Raw genomic sequence first — 19,932 nt, 5'->3', positions numbered from 1 at the left:
TGACATATTATCTGATTTTCTCAGAATAAAAATTTTGTGGCGATCGCTCAGCTCGCAATGACGAATCTTTATTCGTGGGGATCACGCATGAGATACCATTCTAAGCTATTTAAAAATATGCGTGCAAATAAGAAATAAAATATTTTCCAAATAATAAAGGTTGAGAAAAATACAACAATGACAAGCACTGTAAATAATATCAGCAACAAAGTGATCCATTTTGTGAAGATAGACTGATGTTTGAATTTTTGCCAAAGCAATTTTAGAATACGTTGCATTCTGTTTTTAGGTAGTTGTCCTGCTATGTTGGGGTCTATATCTATCATCAGGTCACTTATCTTAAATTTGCGGTATAATTTAAATATTATTACATGGTTGATTGTATATAAGACGAGGTTGTGTGCCTAGATTCTTCAAAAAACTACTTTATGTTTTGGTGGCATTTGCAATATTAGGGGCGGGTATAGCCCTTATTTCTTCTCAAATGCCTGTTTTACCAATGGCGGCAAAAGGCTTTTTTCATTCGATAGAAAATAAAAGCTACGAAACGGCTTATTTTATGATGGCGACAGAATTTAAAAAGACTGCAACAGTAGAGCAATTTCAGAGTGAGCTGGAACGCTCAGGTCTGAGTACGGCTCGTAACTGGCAAGCCGGTGCAAATGAATTGAGTCATGAAGCGAAAAAAGGTTACATCAAAGGTTTTGTGAACATTGAGAAAGATGGCAAAAAGCAGCGCATTCCCATTGAACTTCGATTTATTTACGAGAAGCATTCGCTACTAGATCAAGGATGGCGAATTATAACAATAGATACAAGTGGTGAGGATGATGACTACTGATAGTATATTGTAGGATTTTCGTGCCGACCCTGAGTGATCCCCAGGAATTAAGAACTTGTCGTTGCGAGCAAAAGACGCAGGAAAAAGGTGAAATAAGAGATAAACTGTCACGTCTTTTGCGTGGCAATCTATCTTGAAATCTTTCTTACTGCGCTCTTCTTAAAAATTTCATGATAGATTGCTTCGCTTTAGCCGTGATGTTTTTGTGCTTTTTCAATCAATGATAGACGGCTTCCACTCGCAATGACGAGCATTTATTTGTGGGGAACACTCAGGGTCGTCCCACAGGGCTTTATATCTTACTTAGAAGCCGCGAATCTACGACGTAAACCTTTTCTTTTGCCAGGCTGTACGCTTTGTGTTTGGGTTTCTCCGTTGCCTTTAATAACCACATCACTGTAAGTCTCGTGTTTGCTGCTGGGTTCAGGCATAGCCATTTTGTTTTTGAGGCTCACATCTCTGGCTGGTTTCACGCAGGCATGGTTCATAAAATGTAAAAACTGTGCCCAGTCTAATTTAGTTAGGAATTGTAAAAAGCCCTTTAGCTTCGCTAAAGTTTGCGACAGCGCATTGAAATTTGATTCTGCTTCAGCGGAATAGTAAACCTGATAAGTATTTGCTATTGGCAATGCCTTTAGAATTTGTTCTGTTTCTGCGCGCTTTTTACGTGACATAACGACTCCAAAATTTTCTGAATGACTATGTTAACGCTTCATTCGGCTTTTGAAAACGCATAGGCGTGGGTTTAAAGATAAAAATAGTTTAAAATGAGATAAACGGCACAAATAAGTTGGTTGAATATCAAATTGAATGAAAGCAAATCTTTAAAATTGGCGGAATTATCTTGCAGCATGCCGGATTCCTTTGTGACACTCGGAGACGAGACGCCTTTTATTATCGATCTTAAATACACCTCGGATGATAATCTAATGGGGCGCCCCTTGGCAGGATATACACCTGATATTCAAGCTTGCCTTACTTTACCTGCTTTACAGGGATTATTAAAATTACATGAATATATTCAAGATGCAGATGTAAAAAAAGCATTTAATATCCGTGAACCTAGAGTATTGATTCTTGATAGTTATCGCCCTCAACGTGCAAGTGAAGATTTTTGGCAATGGGCGCATTCAAGCTGTGATAAGAATAAATCAGATTATTACCCGAATATAGATAAAGCTGATTTTTTTAAGTTAGGCTATATTGTGCGACGTTCTAGCCATAGCAGGGGTAGTACGGTTGATTGCAATATTGTGGATGTGTCTGGTTCTCAAATCAAAGCCGTTGATATGGGTACTTGCTTTGATTTTATGGATGTCTTATCTCATCCTGCTAATACACAGGTGAGTACTCAAGCTTATCAAAATCGACAATTACTTCAGCGGCTCATGCGTGAATGTGGATTCGTAGGAATTGAGCAAGAATGGTGGCACTTTAGCTTAATAGATGAACCTTTTCCTGATACTTATTTTGATTTTCCTTTTCCAAAGAGATAATAATGAATTTAAAACGATATTTAAAAGCACAGTTTACAAAAGCCTTTCTCGATGCTTTTCCACAGTTAGCAACAGAAAACTTTGAAGCAGAAATTACGCAAAGCACGCAAAGTAGTTTTGGACATTATCAATGTAATAGCGCGATGAAGCTTTCTAAAGTATTGCGTTTACCGCCACAAAAAATTGCGCAGGCAGCACTTGATGCTGCGAAAATAATTCTAGGTGATGAGCTGGCTACCCTAGAGGTAGCTGGACCTGGTTTTATGAATATTAGCTTTTCTACTGCTATGCTTGAATCTTGCTGTAACAAAATGTTACAAACGCCAGATCTGGCAACTGACAAAACAGCTTCGCATCAAAAAGTAGTGATTGATTTTTCTTCTCCTAATATTGCAAAGGAAATGCACGTGGGGCATTTAAGATCTACCATTATTGGTGAAAGTATTGCGCGTGTTTTAAGTTTCCTCGGTTACGATGTATTGAGATTGAATCATGTGGGAGATTGGGGAACTGCTTTTGGCATGTTGATTGCCTATATTAAACAATATGAGCCTTCTGTTATCAGTGATCCTGATTCTGCTGAATTACCACGTTTAGTGCAATTTTACAAAACTGCAAAAGCGAAATTTGATGAAGATGCAAATTTCAAAAAGCAATCTCAATTAGAAGTGGTTGCTTTGCAAGGTGGTGAGAAAGAAGCCTTAAAAATTTGGACTTTGATTTGTCAGATTTCACGTAAAAGCTATCAAGAAATTTACGATATTTTAGATATTGATTTAAATGAACGTGGTGAGTCTTTTTACAATCCCTATTTAAAAAGCACAATTGAAGAGTTAGAACAAAAAGGCATTGTGGAAATTTCTGATGGTGCAAAATGCTTATTTCTGGACGGATATACAAACAGAGAAGGTGAAGCTTTACCATTCATGCTACAAAAATCAGATGGTGGCTTTAACTATGCAACGACTGATATGGCTGCAATTAAGCATCGCATCTTTGAAGAGAAGGGCGATTGGCTCATTTATGTAACGGATATTGGCCAGGCCACACACTTTGCAATGCTCTTTAAAGCCGCTGAAAAAGCAGGTTGGTTAAACCCACAAAAAACACGCGTTGATCATGTTCCCTTTGGTTTAGTTTTAGGGCCAGATGGTAAAAAATTTAAAACACGCTCGGGTGATACAGAACGTCTTATTGATTTAATTCATACTGCTGTTGAGAAAGCTCAGGCTATTTTGGAAGCAAGGGAAGAAGAGCAGGGCAGAGGATTAGATACTGAGCAAATCACTGAAATTGCTAATGCTTTGGGTGTGAATGCTATTAAATATGCTGATTTATCCTCTAATCGAATTCACGACTATCAATTTAGTTATGACCGAATGCTTCAATTTGAAGGTAATACAGCAGCCTTTTTAATGTATGCTTATGTGCGGATCCATGGAATTAAACGACAATTGCAAGAAAAGGGAATTGTGGCGCAAACGGTTCCTGTGTCGCTTCAGCATGAGAGTGAGATTGCATTGGCATTGCATTTGGCACAGTTTAATGAAAGTTTAGATTCTATTGCCGATGATCTGTTACCACATCGTTTATGTGAATATTTATATTTGTTAGCTGAAAAATATAATGCTTTTTTCAGAGATTGCCGTGTGATTGGCAGTGAAGCGCAAGATCAGCGTTTACAGCTATGTGAACTGTCTGAACGTGTACTCAAACAAGGTATGCAGCTCTTAGGTTTAAAAACCGTTGAGCGTATGTAGTTTTTATAATTGTATTCATCTAACCTCACCCGCCCTACGGGCACCCTCTCCTGTTAACAGGAGAGGGAAAGTGCCATAATCATTATTCAATTCAAAAAAACATCCTACAATTACAAACTATGTGCTTGCTCGTCCCTCTCCTAATTTTAGGAGAGGGTGGCTGAAAGCCGGGTGAGGTTAATACAAATTTAAAACAGCTCTCACTAAGTGGCATGAAGCGCGTCTCAGCTCAATTTCCTTACTTTAATCGTATTAGGAATTTTTTTCAGTTCTTCTATCAGCTCATCTTTAACTTGGTGGTTAATGTCAGTGATTACATAACCAATGTCTTCATTGGTTTTTAAGAACTGACCTTCAATGTTGTTTTGGAAACTTGCCAACAAGCCATTGATCTTTGCTAACACGCCTGGTGTATTCTTATGTATGTGAATAATACGATGATCGCTTTCAATAGCGGGTAAATCAATTTGAGGAAAGTTTACACTGCCGCTGGAAGTACCATGCGAGGTATATGAATGTAAATTCTTAGAAACATAATCACCAATATGTTTTTGTGCTTCCATCGTGCTGCCACCGATATGAGGGGTAAGAAAGACATTATCATGGTCTAAAAGCTTAGAATGAAAAGTGCTACCAGATTGATGTGGCTCATTGGGAAATACATCAATGCCAGCACCTTTCACATGACCTGATTGAAGTGCCTCTAAGAGTGCTTGTTCATCGATGACAGAATCACGACTCAAGTTTAAAAAGATAGCACCGTGTTTCATGCTTTCAAATTCTCTTTTTCCAATAAGGTGCCGATTCTCCTTACGACCATCTACATGCATAGAGACAACATCTGCGCGTGACAAAACTTTGTCCATACTGGATAATGCGCGCGCGTTGCCTAAAGGTAATTTTTCTTCGATATCATAAAAAATAACGTGCATGCCAATGGCTTCTGCCAAGATAGAAAGTTGTGAACCAATGTTGCCGTAGCCAATGATGCCGAGTGTTTTGCCACGTACTTCATGAGCGCCTTCAGCAGATTTATCCCAAATACCTTGGTTCAGTTTTCGATTCAACGCAACACCTCTTCGCATCAGGAGTATCATCTCAGCCAAGGTGAGTTCAACAACACTGCGGGTATTACTATAAGGTGCGTTAAACACGGCAATACCTTGTTGTTGGCATTTGGGGAGATCTATTTGATTGGTGCCAATACAAAAGGCACCTAAGGCTTCTAATTGGGGGGCATGCTCAAGCACAGTGGCAGTGACTTTTGTTTTAGAGCGAATGCCAAGAATATGAATATCGCTTAATGCTTTGATAAGCTCATTTTCTGGTAATGCATGTTTTTCACTGATGACTTCATAGCCTTTGTTTTGGAAAAATAAGCGTACGCTTTCATGAATATTTTCAAGCAGTAATACTTTTTTGTTTCTATCTTGAGGTTGATAAGCGATATCGGAAAGTAAAAATAAACCATCTAAGTTATGAATGATGGCATCTGCATTTTTAATAACGGCTTCACGGCTAATATTTTCTGTAAAGGCGTAGAAGGTACCCGCTAAGCCTGCCTCTTTAACTTCATAATCATTGTAGCCATCGCCAATAATCGTGGTGTGTTCAGGTACAAAATTTAATTTTTTCAGTAACTTTATTTTTCCTTGATCTTGAGCAAGTGGGTTTTCTGTATCTAGGCCTACAACCTTACCTTCATAGTTATAATAAAAATGATTTGCAAAAACATGATCTGCTTGTATCCCAAAAGACTTAACAATGGGAAGAATAATTTCATAAAAACCACCAGAAACAATATAAATTTGGTTGGCGTATTGTTTGAAGAAAGCAATGTTTTTTTGAATAGAGGGGGTTATTTTAGTTTTGAGGATTTCAATTGCTTTTTGAATATGTGTGCGATGCAATGAAAATAAATGCAAGCGTTGTTGCAAAGCCTCTGAAAAAGAATATAACCCAGCCATGGTTTGTTCGGTTAAGGCGTCGATCTCTTTCATTATATTCGCTTTGTTGGGATGATCTGCCAAAGTGATTTCTGCTAGAATGCTGACACTTTCTACTTGAATAAAAGTGGAATCAAAATCAAAAATAAAAATTTTATTATTCATATTATTATCGTTTTTTTGTTAAGTTATTATTAAAGCACAGAAGAAAGTAGAAGCTGTAATATTGCTCAAGTGTATATGCAGAAGAAAGTTTAAACAATGCAACGTAGCCTGATGCACCAGAAAATCATGCTCTTAAGATGCTGAGAATAACAGATTCATCCGCTTATTTAATCCATTCATCTAGCTTCTAATGACTTAAATTGTCTATTATTTATTAATAATCATGCAATTAACTTTTTTGTATCTCTTGTGGCGCTCATCACTAAGACTTTTTCTGATATGGATAAAAATCTTAATAAGTATAATAGCGGTATAGCATTTAAGATAGGATGAAGAAACCAGTTTAAATGCCTAAGCAAAATTAAGCCTCATATAATTTTGCTTTTTACAGTAAGGTTGAATTTCTCGCCTCATGGAAATTCAACCTTTTTTTTGACAAAAAGTTAATTATCTTACCCATATTTTGTTTTTTATTTAGACTAACAGCTTTATTATGCATAGATTCTTCGAATGAACTATGTAATTATAGCCAATAAAATGAGAAGTGTGCTTGCTCTCTAATATAGATAAGTGGGGATAAAATGCTGAGATTTCAAGATCCTAGAAAACCTTTGGCTGATACATTATTTGCGTTGATACACAAGCGTAAATGGGTCGATGTTTTTAAGATGCTCGATCAGCATCCTGAGCTTGCAAATATACGGGAAGCTGCCTTTCCTTCTGCACCATCCAATTCAATTGTAGATTACGCTTTGTTTCAAGGTAATATAGAGATTATTGCTCGGTTACGTCATTATCCTGGTGCTTGTCAGCATCCCAGTCCACATACAATGGAACATTTGATTCAGAACAAAAAATGGCCACTGATCCTTCATTTGATTGAGCATGGTTGGCTAACTTCGAATTATATAATGCCTTATCGTTCTAGTTATAGAAGCATTTTAGACTGGGCAAAACAGGACAGTGATTTGGTCAATACAAAAACATTGATTGAAAGATATAAAGCAAAAACCTATCAGGTTTTATGTGCTGAAGCAGCACTCTTTCGTGCGGCAGAATATGATGATTGGCAAAGCGTTTTTGCATTCTTAGACAAATCATGTGTTTCGGTAAATGCAAGAAATGCATATCATCCTAATGGTTGGACATTACTAAACTATGCCTATTTTCATGGGCAGCCATATGCATTTTTATCTCTTATAAATGAGCATCAAGCGGATTTACTGCTTGCGATAGAAGCATGTGCGGGCATTCAAGCATTAATATCGTTCCAGTGGAATGCTCTACAAGGTACTACTGCATCAATGGAGTCAACAGCCGATTCTGAAGCCGCCGATGATTTTGATGCACAAAAAAAACACTCAGCCGCACAAAAAAAAGTTGCTTCTTCAACTGTTCCAATAGCAAAATCAGATTCAAGCATGGAAGCTCATTCATTGGTAGAGAAATTAGAAGCACTACAGCTTGAGAGTGAACAGCCCGTTTCAAGCAGCATTCCTGCAGAAGCAAAAGATAAATCTTTAGTATTTAGCAAATCAGCACAATCTAGCTCGGAAGAATGGGGACTTAAGGCTTTGCATATAGATTTTCCACCACCAGAAGGTGGCGATCCTATTGTTGAGAACAATAATCACTCGCGAAAAAACTCAAATCTTAGTTTTTAGGGGGCACCTCAACTACAGCAGTGCTTGTATTTCTTTCCACTTGCGCAAGGACAGGGATCGTTTCTGCCAATTTTATTTTTGGCTTGCGCTTGTTGTGGATTAAGTTGGCGTCCATGGACGTAATACCATCTACCTGCAATTTTCTTAAATTCACTTATTTCTTCTAGGCGTCGTTCTTGCCCATTTTCTTCGTATTCTGCAATAAAATGAACAATCCCTGAGGATGCTTGGGGTGATTCACTTTTGATGACGCTTAGCTTTTTCCAGTTAATGTGCTTAAGCCATTCTTCTGTTTGCTCAAGATCGGCAGAATGCAGTGCTTTTTCTTTCATGGTCGTTTCAATATAAACCATGTCTTTTATAGCAAATGCACTATAGCGTGAGCGCATTAATTGTTCAGGGGTGTCAGGGAGCAATGTACCGAGGTGATAAGGCTCACAGCATTCTTGGTAATTTTTTCCACTACAGCAGTAACAGGAAAATTTATCTGAAGTCATTGGTTCATTCATGATTTAAGCCATTTACAAAAGTTTCAATTGTTTGCCAGTAAGCTGCACCCGAAACTTGGATGAGGTCGTTATGGCCTGCATATTCTACTTCGAAAAAGGTTTTGGGTCGATTAGCGGCTTGCATTAATTTTTGACCATGCCAAAAGGGCACAATAGTATCTCTTTTACCATGAATGATAAGAAGAGGGGCTTTGACTTGTGCTATTTTTTTGATATTGACGAATTTATCAAAAGGAATGAGAGGAAATCTTGTTTTTACTCTATAGGTAGAGACGAAGGGGGCTTCTAAAATAAGACCTGCTACTTTATGTCTTGATGCCAAGTGAACGCTTGGGCCTGAGCCTAAAGAAGAACCATGCACAATAATGCGATCTGCAGAAATGCCTAAGTCGTTTTGCATATATTTAAATACAGCTTCGACGTTTTGATAAACATTTTGTTCTGATGCTTTTCCGCTGCTTAAGCCATAGCCTTCATAATCATAAGCAAGAATAGAATATCCACGTTGAAAGTAATAATACAGATAAGCTTGTAATGTGCCTAAATCTTCTGCATTACCATGGCTATAGAGCAAGGTGTATTTTGAGTGAGGATTTTCATAATAAGTCGTTGCAATTTTTCCACCATTGGCCAAGGTAACAAACTGAATATTGGAATTCAAATGATATCGAGGTGGTTGAGGCGGTTGAAAAATAATAAAGTCAGACAACAAGTAAAATAGTGCTGTTAAGACTATGTAGAAAACAACACAATACTGCAAAAGAGAAATGAATTGCTGGGTCATGAATTTCAAGATTTTTAACTAAAACAATAAGTAGGGTGAATCTATTGTAGGAACCATGCTATGTGGTATCAAGCAATTTTTATACGCTGTATTAAAATGCAAGTTGATGCCTAAAATTGAGCTGAAATCTGCTTTACGGCACTTAGTGATGAGCTGTTTTAAATTTTTTGTTAACCTCACCCGGCTTTCAGCCACCCTCTCCTAAAATTAGGAGAGGGACGAGCAAGCACATAGTTTGTAATTGTAGGATGTTTTTTTGAGTTGAATAATGATATACGGCACTTTCCCTCTCCTGTTGACAGGAGAGGGTGCCCGTAGGGCGGGTGAGGTTAGATAAATACAGGGGAGAGTCCGCTCATCACCTGCATAGTTGGTTAATTTACAAATTTCTCATATATTGTGTCATGCCAGTAAAGACTGGTATCCAATTTGTCTTGATTAGCCAGATTGTATTCTCTTTAGCCTTTAGAGAGTTTGATTGGAATGGAGGGTGTTATGCGCTGGAGTAAGCTTTTTGATGGCTTCTCTTCTGCTATTGCTATTTTTTCTACAGTGTCTTCCGTATGAGGTGGTTCTTTAAGGTGGTTTGCAGGCTCGTTATCCGTATTCAGCACTGTGTCTTCAATATGTAGCTTCGCTGTTTGGTCATTATTCAATTCAGGATTCAATTCTGACTCAGAGAAAAGGCTCTCTGTTTGCACTGCCTTGTTTTCTGGTTCTTTTTCTAATTCTGATGAAGAAAGTGGCTCTGTGATATTTTTGATTTTTTCACTCTGCTTATTTTTATTTTTTTTCTTAGATTGTATCGGCGTTTCTTCGACAGATTGCCCATCAGAACTTACTAATCCTGTTCTGTTCCAGGGTAAATTACGATAATTTGGACTATCAGAGAGTTCTATGAAAGGGTATTTTATGATTTCAAAAAAAGGAGAATAATCAAAATCGCGTGGTGTATAGAGTTTGGGATTTCTTTGAATAAGCTCAATACCCGTTTCTTCATGCTGTTTAATCAGTGGCAAAATTGGAAATTCTACAGAAGAAAAAGCTTCAGCGATCATGGTTGAACATACAGTTTTAGTTGATTCTCCGACATGATGTTCGAATAAAGAAGAGCGCCAACGGCTCGGTAAAATGCTCCACGGCACTAAGAATCGTGCGAGGTCAAAAATTTGTCGTGTATTATATTCTGTCCCTATTTGCGAAATAGCGTACTCTAGAACTTTTTGGGCGTCTTTTCGAGACAAGCCTCTGGGTCTGCAAATGCGTATATGATCTTGTTTGTAATTCTTCAGGGGATTGACGATGGTTCCTTTCCCTAGGTAACCCTCAATGACTAATTGTTCATCGGGAGAGCCTGTAAAATGCTCTGCCAGTTCTTGGCGCAGCTGAATATCGTCAATATCGTGTAATCGACCAATATAAATACAGGAGTGTGACCAAGAGCTTTGGGTTATTTGCTTAATCACCGTGCTTGCCCGACTTCTGCCTTCAATGAGTAATACATCAGAAGGGCGCACTTCATAGCGAATGCGTTCAAAATCGCAGAGTGGAAAGCCACTGGGCGGTGGTTCATATGTGATCCAATGGATAATAGATTCTTTAAGGGAACGAAACATTAAGTTTCCTGAATAAATTAAAAGTTATAGCCCTTATTAATAAAGTTTAGATGATCATAGCTTAGTTTGCCTTTGACCGATGTAGGCGTTTAGGAATTAACAATTGAATATAGAGACAACTGTCCCTATACTCATTTCAAAAATAAAAGAGCTTCGTGTATATGCTCTTTTTTAAAATGAGAGGCACTTTTGCAGGCAATTCAGCAGATTAGAACCCCAAAATCACATCATGCATGGATGGGAGCCGCTTGGAAAATAGCTGCTTTTGCTTGCTATGCAGGATTAGATGGTGTTGCGCGTTATTTATCGGGTGGGGTTGCCAGCGATATTCCTGCTTTACCTGTTTATGAAATTGTATTTTTCCAAGATTTAATTGCATTTCTAATACTGCTGCCATGGTACTTTAAAAGTGCTGCTGCTTGGCAGCTGAAACATATACCGATTCACCTCCTCAGAGGTGTTTTTTCTGGGGTTGCTGTTATCACCTGGTATTTTGCTTTATTTTATTTGCCGCTATCAGATGCGGTTGCTTTGAGTATTGTTGGCCCTATTATGGGGGTGTTGATTGCAAATTGGGTCTTGAAAGAGAACTTGAATATTATTCGCATTGCTTTGATCAGCGTGAGTTTTATCGCAACTCTTTTTATTATGCAGACAGTAGAAGTGCTAAAAGCGAATCAAGCCAATAGTCTGGGGGTTTTGTTTGTATTGATTTCTGCTTTTTGTTTTGCCGTTGCTAAAATCACGACACGATTGCTTGCGCAAAGAGGCTGTGGTGCACGCATGCTCACTTTATCATTATTGTTATTTATTATTCCCGTATCCTTTATTCCTGCTCTGTCACAATGGACACCCATTAGCATAGCTCATTTAGGGTGGTTGTCACTTGCTGGATTGCTAACTGTTTTTGCTATTTATTGTGTGAGTAAGGCATTGGTCTTTGCTGAAATTACTTTTTTAGCCCCCTTTGATATTTGCCGATTCTTATTTAACAGCATTGTGGGCTACCTTGCCTTTACAGAATTGCCAAAGCTTTGGGCGCTTTCAACCATAATGATTGTCTTTGTGCTGATCGCTTGGAATATTAAGCGATCAGACTCAAGTCTTTAGCAGGGTACTTTAGGAAAAAGAATTGTGACGCCGTAGTTTAGGCAGTGTACCGGGGGCGGTATCCTCAACTTGGAGAATGGGTTGTTGCCGAGAGTATTGTCCATATTGCGTGGTGACACAAGGTGCAAAGCGCATCAATAATAGAGTTGCGTGCGAGTTCGCCCAAGTGCGAATGAGTGTCTCTATGGCTTTTGGGTAAAGATAGCTAGCGTTATCTGGATCTTTTTCATGCACATTTTTGAGTTCGAGAATCAGTTTTGGATAATTGGCTGTAAAATCGAAGAATGGGCAATTTGCAACAGAATGGGCACAAGCGACTATAAAAGAGAGATTATAATCTACAGCAGCCATCAATTGGCGCATAAATTTGCACTTATCTTTGGCTGACTCTGTTGGATGATTGGTCATTATTTTATCAAAGGCCACAAACCAAGTATGCAGTTCACCTGCCTGTGTGTCTCTATTGGGAATCTCCTCGAGTATATCGAGAATGTTTTCTTCAATAATGCAAAACCATTTTGTTAATAAAAGTTCAATATTATGAATAGTGTCACACTCCATCTCGCTTTGTGAAAATGTAGGTTGCCAAGAAGTGATCTCAAATCCCACCGTTTCCATAAAATTATCAATAAGCGCACGTTGTGACGCGCTTAACCTTTCTTGGTATTTTTTTAAGAGTGCATTTGGGGTATCTATGCCTTTTTGCATGGGTATTCTCCTCATTACGGAAATATTGTTACTCTATTTCTTGGGCTTCAAGGCAAGATAATTGCTCATGCGCTAATTCAACATTTTCAATAAGTGTAAATTGCTTAGCAATTTTCTTTGCAGAGGTATTGACTTGTTCTGCATCTATATTAGCTTGCTGTAAGTGTTTAGATAAATTTTCCATACGTTTTTCAAATCGCCCAAAATCTTGAGCCAAGAGTTTTAAATGCCGTTGAATAATATGTATTTGCTTTTTAGTTGCATCGTCTTTTAAAACAGTTTGTGCGGTTGTTAAGATGGCCATTAACGTAGTGGGGGAGGTCATCCAGACTTTCTTTTGGTAAGCGAGTTCAACCAAATCAGGGTGGTGTGCATGAATTTCTGCAAAAACTGCTTCAGCAGGGATAAACATAATGGCGCCTTCAGCGGTTTCATTGGGAATAATATATTTAGAACTAATATCCTGGATGTGCTTTTTAATGTCTTGTTTAAATAAGCGCGCTAGTTCAATCTTTCCTTGTGTGTTTTCCTCAAAATCAGTCATTTTTTGATAATTTTCTAAAGGAAATTTAGCATCAATAACAATATTTCCCGTTGGGTTGGGTAAGAATAAAGTGCAGTCTGCGCGTGCACCATTGGATAACGTGTATTGGAATTGATAACTTTGTTCGGGTAATAAATTATCGATGAGTGCTTTGAGTTGTATTTCTCCAAAGGCACCACGGGAACGTTTATCTTTCAAAATGTCCTGTAAGTTGACAACATTTTGTGATAGGTCAGTAATTTTCTTTTGCGCATCGTCAATGATTGCAAGGCGTTGGATAATGCTGCTAAAGGTTTCATTGGTTTTTTCAAAGCCCTTGAGAAGATGTGTTTCCATCGATTGATTAATTTGAATCATGTGGCGTTCAGTCGATTGATTTAAAATATTAAATTGCTCGTGTAGCTGTTTTGTAGAATGTGTTAATACCTCATGCAGTTGCTTGTGTTGGTGGGCATAGTTTTCACCAATCGCAACTTGAAGCTTATGAATGCTTGTTTCATGTTGTGATTGAAGCGTATGCATAAGTTTTTGTAGTGATTCATTTTGCAAATGCTGAGATTTTAAATGTGTTTCATATAATTGTTGCGTATGTGTATGTTGCTGTGTCTTCAGTTTGTCAACTTCTTGAGAAAGTTGTTGATTAAAGTGATTTTGAAATTGTTGAAAATGTTGTGTAAGTAAGAAGGATAGATTTTTTGCAAGTTTGGCATGTTTATAAAAAAGCCATACAAGGGCTGATAAATTACAGGCCATGGTAATATAAAGTAGATAATTATTCATGTGGCGATCAAATACTAAAAAATGTATAGAAGATTATATCGCAGATGCCACAAAAAATTCGAGCGTTAATGGGAGGAGTGTATTATTTAGTTCGTACTCTCTTTCTTAAATAAATAAAGATGTTTTATTTTCACCATCAGCTTCAATAAATTGCTTTAATTGTTTCAAGCCTTCGGTCTGAAGTTGTCTGACTCTTTCGCGTGTTAAGCCTACTTCAAATCCAGTTTGATCAAGTGTTTTAGGCTCAGAACCACAGAGTCCGTAACGTTTAACAATGATTTCTCTGTGTTTAGGAGAAAGGTGATTAAGCCATTGATTTATCTGGTTGGATAAATTCTTTTCCATGAAAGAAACAAAAGGATCGTCTGAGTTTTCATCTTTCAAGGTATCTAGCATCGTTCTGTCAAAGTAATCAGAAGAGGGGCTATCAATTGAAAGCACTTTTTCACTTAGTACCATCATGTGTTCAATATCGCTGGTTGATTTTGACAGCGCTTCAGCTAAATCTTTTGAGGTAGGCGCATGTTCTAGTGCCTTAGACAATTCTCTTTTCATGCGAAAACAAGAATTAATTTTTTTCACAACATGTACGGGGACACGAACTGTTCTACCTTGGTTCATGATAGCGCGTTCAATATTTTGCTGAATCCACCATGCACCATAGGTAGAGAAACGAAAGCCTTTTTCTGGGTCGTATTTTTCTACAGCATGCATGAGACCTAGATTTCCCTCTTCAATGAGATCGAGGATATGTAGATCACTTCTGAGATAGCGTCTCGCAATTTTTACCACTAAACGTAAATTTGATTCAATCATTTTTTTACGAGCAGCATTATCACCTTGTTGTACAAGGCGCGCATATTGTATTTCCTCTTCTTTAGTGAGCAAGGGGATATGCCTAATTTCTTTTAGATATTGTTCAATTAAATCGACGGTTATTTCTTCTTCATCATTTGAGCTAACAGTGCCAGGAGAAAAATCTGGCGTAACGATCTCTGCTTCTACTGGCGATGATGAAGTTGGCGCTTCATGCGTTTGAGCGTTTGACTTTGAATAGTTGTGCCATTTATCATACATTTCCGTCACCCTGGATAAATAAACAATGAATATCTGAACAATAAGCATTAATTTGTTTATCGGTGGGGCAGAAAAATACTTTAATCTTACACGAATAAAAAGTCACATCCTTGTGCTATATATAAAAGCGACTATATAGTCTTCGCACATGAGTTTTCGGGGGTGTTGTCTTCGCCCTCTCGCAATCCTCATGTACTTTTATGTACACTCCGGTTGCTCGAGGCTTGACGCCTACCCGAAAACTCATGTGCTGTGACTATATCATACTAAAATAAGATTGTTGCCGGGAACAGATCATTAAAATCTACAGCACTTTCATTTGTTGGATAAAAGAATGCCGTCATGTCAAAAGGCGCTGACTCTATTAGTGTTGTTGATAGATTGCCAAGCAGAGTGTTTAGATCTAAAGAGATGGTATCAGAGCTACTATCAAGCAGTAAGGAATCAGAATCTTCAAATGTATCATCCAAGCTTATTGGATATGCTTCTGCGTGTAATTTTTCAATGCGACTCATCCGCTCAAGGAGTGCATCATAAGAAACATCTTCAAATGTACTTTCCGGCACATCTATATCTTCAGAAAGAGGATTGTAGACAATACTAGAAGAAACGCGAGGATCAGGAAGACCCATCATTTCTTCATAATTATCTAGAGAAATAGAAACAGGTTCATGTGCAAGATCGATGGTATCATAACTATCCCATTGATGTTCGGGTGCGATCTCACAGAATTCTTCTACATCTGTATCATCCGTATTGCCTAATAAATTCATGATGCGAGCAAACAAGTTATCAACCTTGTATTCTAATTCTGTATGCGTTAGCTCTATTTCATCATTTCCAGCGGGCAAATCGCTTGTATTATCAGGAATGCTTTCAAATGCGCCATTGCCATAAATGCTATCAAACATATCGGCAATTTTATTGTAGATGTCTGAAAATGTAGTAATATTAACCTCATCTTCAGAATCTGTTTCTACAGTATCGATAAATTCATCTGTCTCTGGTAAATCATCGGTTTCGCCATTTGCAATCAATAATTGATCTCTTTTGATTCGTGGTATAATTTCTTCTAAGAAATCACGATATTCTAATTTTTCTTGCAATGAAAGTTGTTGTACTGAATCTGCTGATTCACTTGGATTGAGGTCTAAAATTTCAGCCTCTAATATATAATGATCAAAATTAAAATTTTCTACATCCTCTAAAAACTCATCCAGCATTGATTGAAGCGTTGTTTCAGAGAATTTTACTTTTAAGAATTCTCCAAGGAGATATTGCTCGTCCTCAATAGCAAGATCATAGTCAATATGAAAAGCTTCTTTTGCAATATCTAACCACGCATCTTCTTCAAGGAGATCTGCAATTGTCTCATAGAGTTCATAGGCAGTAATGTATTGCTCATCAAAAATAATATCTACTAGTTGATCAATAAGTGCATCTTTCTCTGGTGATGAATCAGGTGCTTGAAGCTTTTTAACCAAGTTTTGAGTGTGAAGCTCTAAAATAATTGTGTTCACGGCGCTGTCTGTAAATCTATTTTCTTTTGCAATGTGAACCAATCCGTTCCATTGGGTGGTGTTTGTATCCATAATATTTTGTGCTGTGTCTTTGATTTTTATTTCATTTAATATATTTTCAAAGGTATGTGTGTAATATCCTTGATCTAAATCACTCAAAGAAAACTTCGTATCGCGCTCAGGCAAATCAACCAGCGCTCTTGTCAGGACAAATTCAAAGGGAGACTCATCAATAGCTTCATCAATGGTTAATGCCTCTTGAGACAAGGGCACATTTGCAAATGGCAAGGCTGCTTTAGGGGCAGCGATGAATGGCACTGCGGGTATTAGTGGTGCGAAGTGTTGCATCATTGCTGGCACGAATGCTTGTTTTCCTACACTTGTTAATAATTCATTTGTTGTAGAGCTGTGTTCTAAACCTTGATGTGACATGCGAAAAGGTTGGGCGTCATTAAATGCGGTACCATTTAAAGATGCATTTACATGATGATGGAAATTATCAACGAGTTGATAAGCAACAGAAGCAATCTCTGTATGTCTCTTAGTGGTATAGACGAAAGGAGTGCTGTTTAAGTGTCCTTGACTAAAAATAGTATCTTGTTCTATTTCTTTCGTTTCTTCTATTTTTGTAAATTCCTTTTCATCTTCAGCATCAATATCTTTATCAAGATTAACTTCTATGAACCCCATATTTTTCCCATCATTTGTTTCTTTGCTATGCTCGTCTTATTTTTATTCTTTTTTGGAATTATGCATTAAAAAATAGGGTGGGCGTAACAAATATACGATAAACAAAGAGATTGTTGGGATATATGGTTATGAGTGTATATGCTTTTATATAATCAATAAAGATTAAGCCATTTAGTGTTTTAAGCTAAGAGAAAAAAACGCTATGTTTTTTCTTATTGATAACAGCTGGAGGCCCAAAGACCTCCAGAAAAGTACTAAACTGAAGAGCTTAACTATCCTATCCTTCTTCTCTTCTTCGGATTTTCCTCTTCTTGCCTATCCTGATCAAAGGCTTCTTCTCTTTTTCTTTTTTTGCATGTTCTATCAGGATTGCGTGCATTGCTTGATTCTGTTTCACTAAATTGCAAAACATTAGCCTTAGTCATAACCACATCTGTGTCAGCTTTGTTTTGTTGCTCTGCTTTTAGCGCAAGCGCTTGCTCAACAAATTGAAAAACTTCATTCGCAAAAGCAATGTGTGGATGAGTAGCCAAGCCTCGTATCAAGGTTTCTGCGTCTTTATAGACTGTTCCTTGGTAAGATAGCTTGTCTAAGGCTAAGAAACGAAGCTCGCCGTAATAATTCTTTGCCTCTTCAATAAAAGCATCTACTTCTTGCGACTCGAATGCCAATGTTGATGAGAGTTCCTCTTGCGCTGAAGCATCGTTCACCATGATAAATTTATCTAACAGCTCATGAAGCTGCACTAATTCTGCATGACTCAAAGTCTTTAGCTTAGGCAACAATCCTTTGGCTTCATGCGTGATTAATTGTTCCTTAAAACGCTCGGCTAAATAATTAACCCCGATGGGTCTTGTATCTGGCTTTTCTGCTATCTCCAAGCCGATTAAGCCTGTGAGCAAGCGCTGAGTCACACCCATGCTGCAACTGGGTTTATCTAACTTGCCATCATCTTTTTGATTGTCATCATAATTATGTGCTCTAGCCAATAAAGCCAAGGTGGATATAAAGCTTTTTATTAAGTTGCTTCTAATCAGTTCTAAACTAGCAATGCCTTCTTCTGTTCGTTGAGCATTCTCTATTAAGGCAAGATTATCGGCATTCAGCTTAATGTTCTCATCAGTCAATGCTCGCCAAATCAATGCTAATAAATGCCAATCTTTTTTTGCGATGGAGGCTTGTCTGCCTTGTTCTGTAACCTCTACAAAATTAGCCTCTGGAGACATCCAGGGATTTGGGCGTGCAAACAAATAACGCCAAGCTTGGTGATATATACCATCAACTTGATACTGAAAATTACGTCTACTAAAAATCAAATGCTGTCGTTTAGCTTTGCAAAGCTTTTCAAGATAATTTCTTAAAGATTTTAATTCTTTTTCTATGACTGAAATATTTTTTGAGCCTAAATCTGGGTACAGCTTTTGCAATGCATTCACCATACCTTGCTCTTGCAGGTTTAATGCTCGCATTGAGTTTTCTGCGTTTTGCGCTAAGGCGCGAAGATTTTCATCTGCATTGTCTGCTGCCAATACGGCTCTACGTACTGCCTCAAACTCCATCAATCGAGAGATGATGGCATGATGGCCATTTTCAGCTGCCTCACGAAGTGCGTAGTTATCACGAGCAGTAATGTTATCTACGACTGCTGGAAACTCTAACAGACGATTGACGACATCAAAATGGCCATTATGAACTGCCCAACAAAGTGCTGCGTTATTATTAGCAGTAATGTTATCTACGACTGCCGGAAACGCTAAAAGACGATTGACGACATCAAGATGACCATCTCTAACTGCCAAACAAAGTGCTACGTTATTATTCGCAGAAATGTTATCTACGACTGCTGGAAACTCTAAAAGGCGATTCACTTCATCAAGATCACCTTCTATAATCGCATTATAAAAAAATTCTATATTTTCTAGGCTACTTACGCTTGAACTTCTTATCATTTTGTTCCTCTTAAAAACTACCTGGCTAACTTTTTAAATTAAAGCAAATTTAGCTTGTGATTTGCATAGTAATAATTGCTATTGATATTTTTGGTCGGCAGTAGAGAGCAGATAAAAGGTAGAATTTATAGAGAATTATTCAAAAACTCTTTGGAAGGGGGCAGGGCAAAGTTAATTGCTTTTTAAGTTGTTCAATCTATTTAGAGCGTTATTTTTCAGGTTGCTCTATGTTCTAAATTCGATTTTTTCTTTTCTTCTTGCATGTTCTATCAGAATTACGGCGTGAGGCATTGCCGGGTTCTGTTTGGCTAAATTGCAAAATAGGCCTCTTAGTCATGATAGCTTCTTGCTCTTGCTGGTTCAGTTCTTGTGTCGGGATTTCATGATTTTGCTCTAAGACACAAAGATTTTGATTTGCATTGTTTGCGCTGAGTATTTCATAGATCCTCATCATACTAGGACTCATAGCAGGATGATCGCCATCATAAGCTCTCACATGATGTTTTACATCAATGCTCTCTACTTGCTCTGGAGATTTTAAAGGACAGCGTATTGATGCGGGTATTATCATTCTTTTATCGCTCAAAAACATTTGATTAACCTGGTTGATAAATTAGAGCAAATTTAGCTTATGATTTGCATAGTATTAATTGCTATTGACTATTGCTGTTCGATAGTAGAGTGCAGATAGGGGTGAGATTTGTGGAGAGTTATTCAAGAATTTTTTCTGCATTATGTCATTATAAAATGGCATTGTTTTCTTTTGTGTGTGG

General features: G+C 37.7%; 17 protein-coding genes. 5 read left to right on the top strand and 12 right to left on the bottom strand.

What is annotated here, in order from left to right; genetic code table 11:
- Positions 1-68 precede the first annotated feature (68 nt).
- The gene (locus tag CC99x_RS06505; RefSeq protein WP_057622501.1) at positions 69-326 is read right to left on the bottom strand and encodes a hypothetical protein; all 258 of its coding nucleotides are present in this window, start codon (positions 324-326) and stop codon (positions 69-71) included.
- A 74-nt stretch (positions 327-400) separates the two neighbouring features.
- Here CC99x_RS06505 and CC99x_RS06500 point away from each other — a divergent pair, with 74 nt between their 5' ends.
- Positions 401-841 (top strand): hypothetical protein, encoded by a 441-nt coding sequence (locus CC99x_RS06500; RefSeq protein ID WP_057622503.1) that lies wholly within the window; start codon positions 401-403, stop codon positions 839-841.
- A 299-nt stretch (positions 842-1,140) separates the two neighbouring features.
- On the opposite strand, the gene CC99x_RS06495 is transcribed toward CC99x_RS06500, so the two are convergent.
- Positions 1,141-1,515: a hypothetical protein gene (locus CC99x_RS06495; protein WP_057622505.1), complete on the bottom strand. Its 375-nt coding sequence runs from the start codon at positions 1,513-1,515 to the stop codon at positions 1,141-1,143.
- Between the two features lie 177 nt (positions 1,516-1,692).
- Here CC99x_RS06495 and CC99x_RS06490 point away from each other — a divergent pair, with 177 nt between their 5' ends.
- Together CC99x_RS06490 and argS are read left to right on the top strand one after the other, a co-directional pair.
- Complete coding sequence (locus CC99x_RS06490; protein ID WP_141651854.1) at positions 1,693-2,337, top strand: M15 family metallopeptidase; 645 nt, start codon at positions 1,693-1,695, stop codon at positions 2,335-2,337.
- A 2-nt stretch (positions 2,338-2,339) separates the two neighbouring features.
- Positions 2,340-4,097: an arginine--tRNA ligase gene (gene argS / locus CC99x_RS06485; RefSeq protein WP_057622509.1), complete on the top strand. Its 1,758-nt coding sequence runs from the start codon at positions 2,340-2,342 to the stop codon at positions 4,095-4,097.
- A 224-nt stretch (positions 4,098-4,321) separates the two neighbouring features.
- Here argS and serA read toward each other — a convergent pair whose 3' ends face one another.
- Positions 4,322-6,208, bottom strand: a complete 1,887-nt coding sequence (gene serA / locus CC99x_RS06480) for a phosphoglycerate dehydrogenase (RefSeq protein ID WP_057622511.1) — start codon at positions 6,206-6,208, stop codon at positions 4,322-4,324.
- A 581-nt stretch (positions 6,209-6,789) separates the two neighbouring features.
- Between serA and CC99x_RS06475 the strand changes: the two genes are divergently transcribed.
- Positions 6,790-7,872, top strand: a complete 1,083-nt coding sequence (locus CC99x_RS06475; protein WP_057622513.1) for a hypothetical protein — start codon at positions 6,790-6,792, stop codon at positions 7,870-7,872.
- A gap of 8 nt (positions 7,873-7,880) precedes the next feature.
- Here CC99x_RS06475 and CC99x_RS06470 read toward each other — a convergent pair whose 3' ends face one another.
- The 3 genes from CC99x_RS06470 to CC99x_RS06460 all read right to left on the bottom strand — a co-directional run bounded on the left by CC99x_RS06470 (position 7,881) and on the right by CC99x_RS06460 (position 10,781).
- Positions 7,881-8,381 (bottom strand): YchJ family protein, encoded by a 501-nt coding sequence (locus CC99x_RS06470; protein ID WP_057622516.1) that lies wholly within the window; start codon positions 8,379-8,381, stop codon positions 7,881-7,883.
- Entirely contained in the window at positions 8,374-9,165 is a 792-nt protein-coding gene (locus CC99x_RS06465; protein ID WP_057622517.1) for an alpha/beta hydrolase, read from the bottom strand. Before CC99x_RS06465 ends, CC99x_RS06470 begins: the two co-directional genes overlap by 8 nt.
- 458 nt (positions 9,166-9,623) lie before the next feature.
- Positions 9,624-10,781, bottom strand: a complete 1,158-nt coding sequence (locus CC99x_RS06460; protein ID WP_077065309.1) for a YiiX/YebB-like N1pC/P60 family cysteine hydrolase — start codon at positions 10,779-10,781, stop codon at positions 9,624-9,626.
- A gap of 189 nt (positions 10,782-10,970) precedes the next feature.
- Here CC99x_RS06460 and CC99x_RS06455 point away from each other — a divergent pair, with 189 nt between their 5' ends.
- On the top strand, positions 10,971-11,891 hold the full coding sequence (locus CC99x_RS06455) for a DMT family transporter (RefSeq protein WP_057622519.1): 921 nt from the start codon (positions 10,971-10,973) through the stop codon (positions 11,889-11,891).
- 9 nt (positions 11,892-11,900) lie between these two features.
- On the opposite strand, the gene CC99x_RS06450 is transcribed toward CC99x_RS06455, so the two are convergent.
- From CC99x_RS06450 to CC99x_RS06425, 6 genes are all read right to left on the bottom strand, one after another.
- The gene (locus CC99x_RS06450; protein ID WP_057622521.1) at positions 11,901-12,599 is read right to left on the bottom strand and encodes a hypothetical protein; all 699 of its coding nucleotides are present in this window, start codon (positions 12,597-12,599) and stop codon (positions 11,901-11,903) included.
- A 28-nt stretch (positions 12,600-12,627) separates the two neighbouring features.
- Positions 12,628-13,923: a DNA recombination protein RmuC gene (locus CC99x_RS06445; RefSeq protein ID WP_235528018.1), complete on the bottom strand. Its 1,296-nt coding sequence runs from the start codon at positions 13,921-13,923 to the stop codon at positions 12,628-12,630.
- 105 nt (positions 13,924-14,028) lie between these two features.
- Positions 14,029-15,000 carry a sigma-70 family RNA polymerase sigma factor gene (locus CC99x_RS06440; protein WP_057622523.1) on the bottom strand — a complete coding sequence of 324 codons (972 nt, stop codon included), beginning with the start codon at positions 14,998-15,000 and terminating at the stop codon, positions 14,029-14,031.
- Positions 15,001-15,266: 266 nt separating this feature from the next.
- Positions 15,267-17,210 (bottom strand): hypothetical protein, encoded by a 1,944-nt coding sequence (locus CC99x_RS06435; RefSeq protein ID WP_057622525.1) that lies wholly within the window; start codon positions 17,208-17,210, stop codon positions 15,267-15,269.
- A 272-nt stretch (positions 17,211-17,482) separates the two neighbouring features.
- Positions 17,483-19,159 carry an ankyrin repeat domain-containing protein gene (locus tag CC99x_RS06430; RefSeq protein WP_057622527.1) on the bottom strand — a complete coding sequence of 559 codons (1,677 nt, stop codon included), beginning with the start codon at positions 19,157-19,159 and terminating at the stop codon, positions 17,483-17,485.
- A 232-nt stretch (positions 19,160-19,391) separates the two neighbouring features.
- Positions 19,392-19,730 carry a hypothetical protein gene (locus tag CC99x_RS06425; RefSeq protein ID WP_141651855.1) on the bottom strand — a complete coding sequence of 113 codons (339 nt, stop codon included), beginning with the start codon at positions 19,728-19,730 and terminating at the stop codon, positions 19,392-19,394.
- Positions 19,731-19,932 lie beyond the last annotated feature (202 nt).

The organism is Candidatus Berkiella cookevillensis (assembly GCF_001431315.2).
In the GTDB taxonomy this organism is placed as follows: Bacteria; Pseudomonadota; Gammaproteobacteria; order Berkiellales; family Berkiellaceae; genus Berkiella_A; species Berkiella_A cookevillensis.
This window is presented reverse-complemented; position numbering and strand designations above follow the sequence as displayed.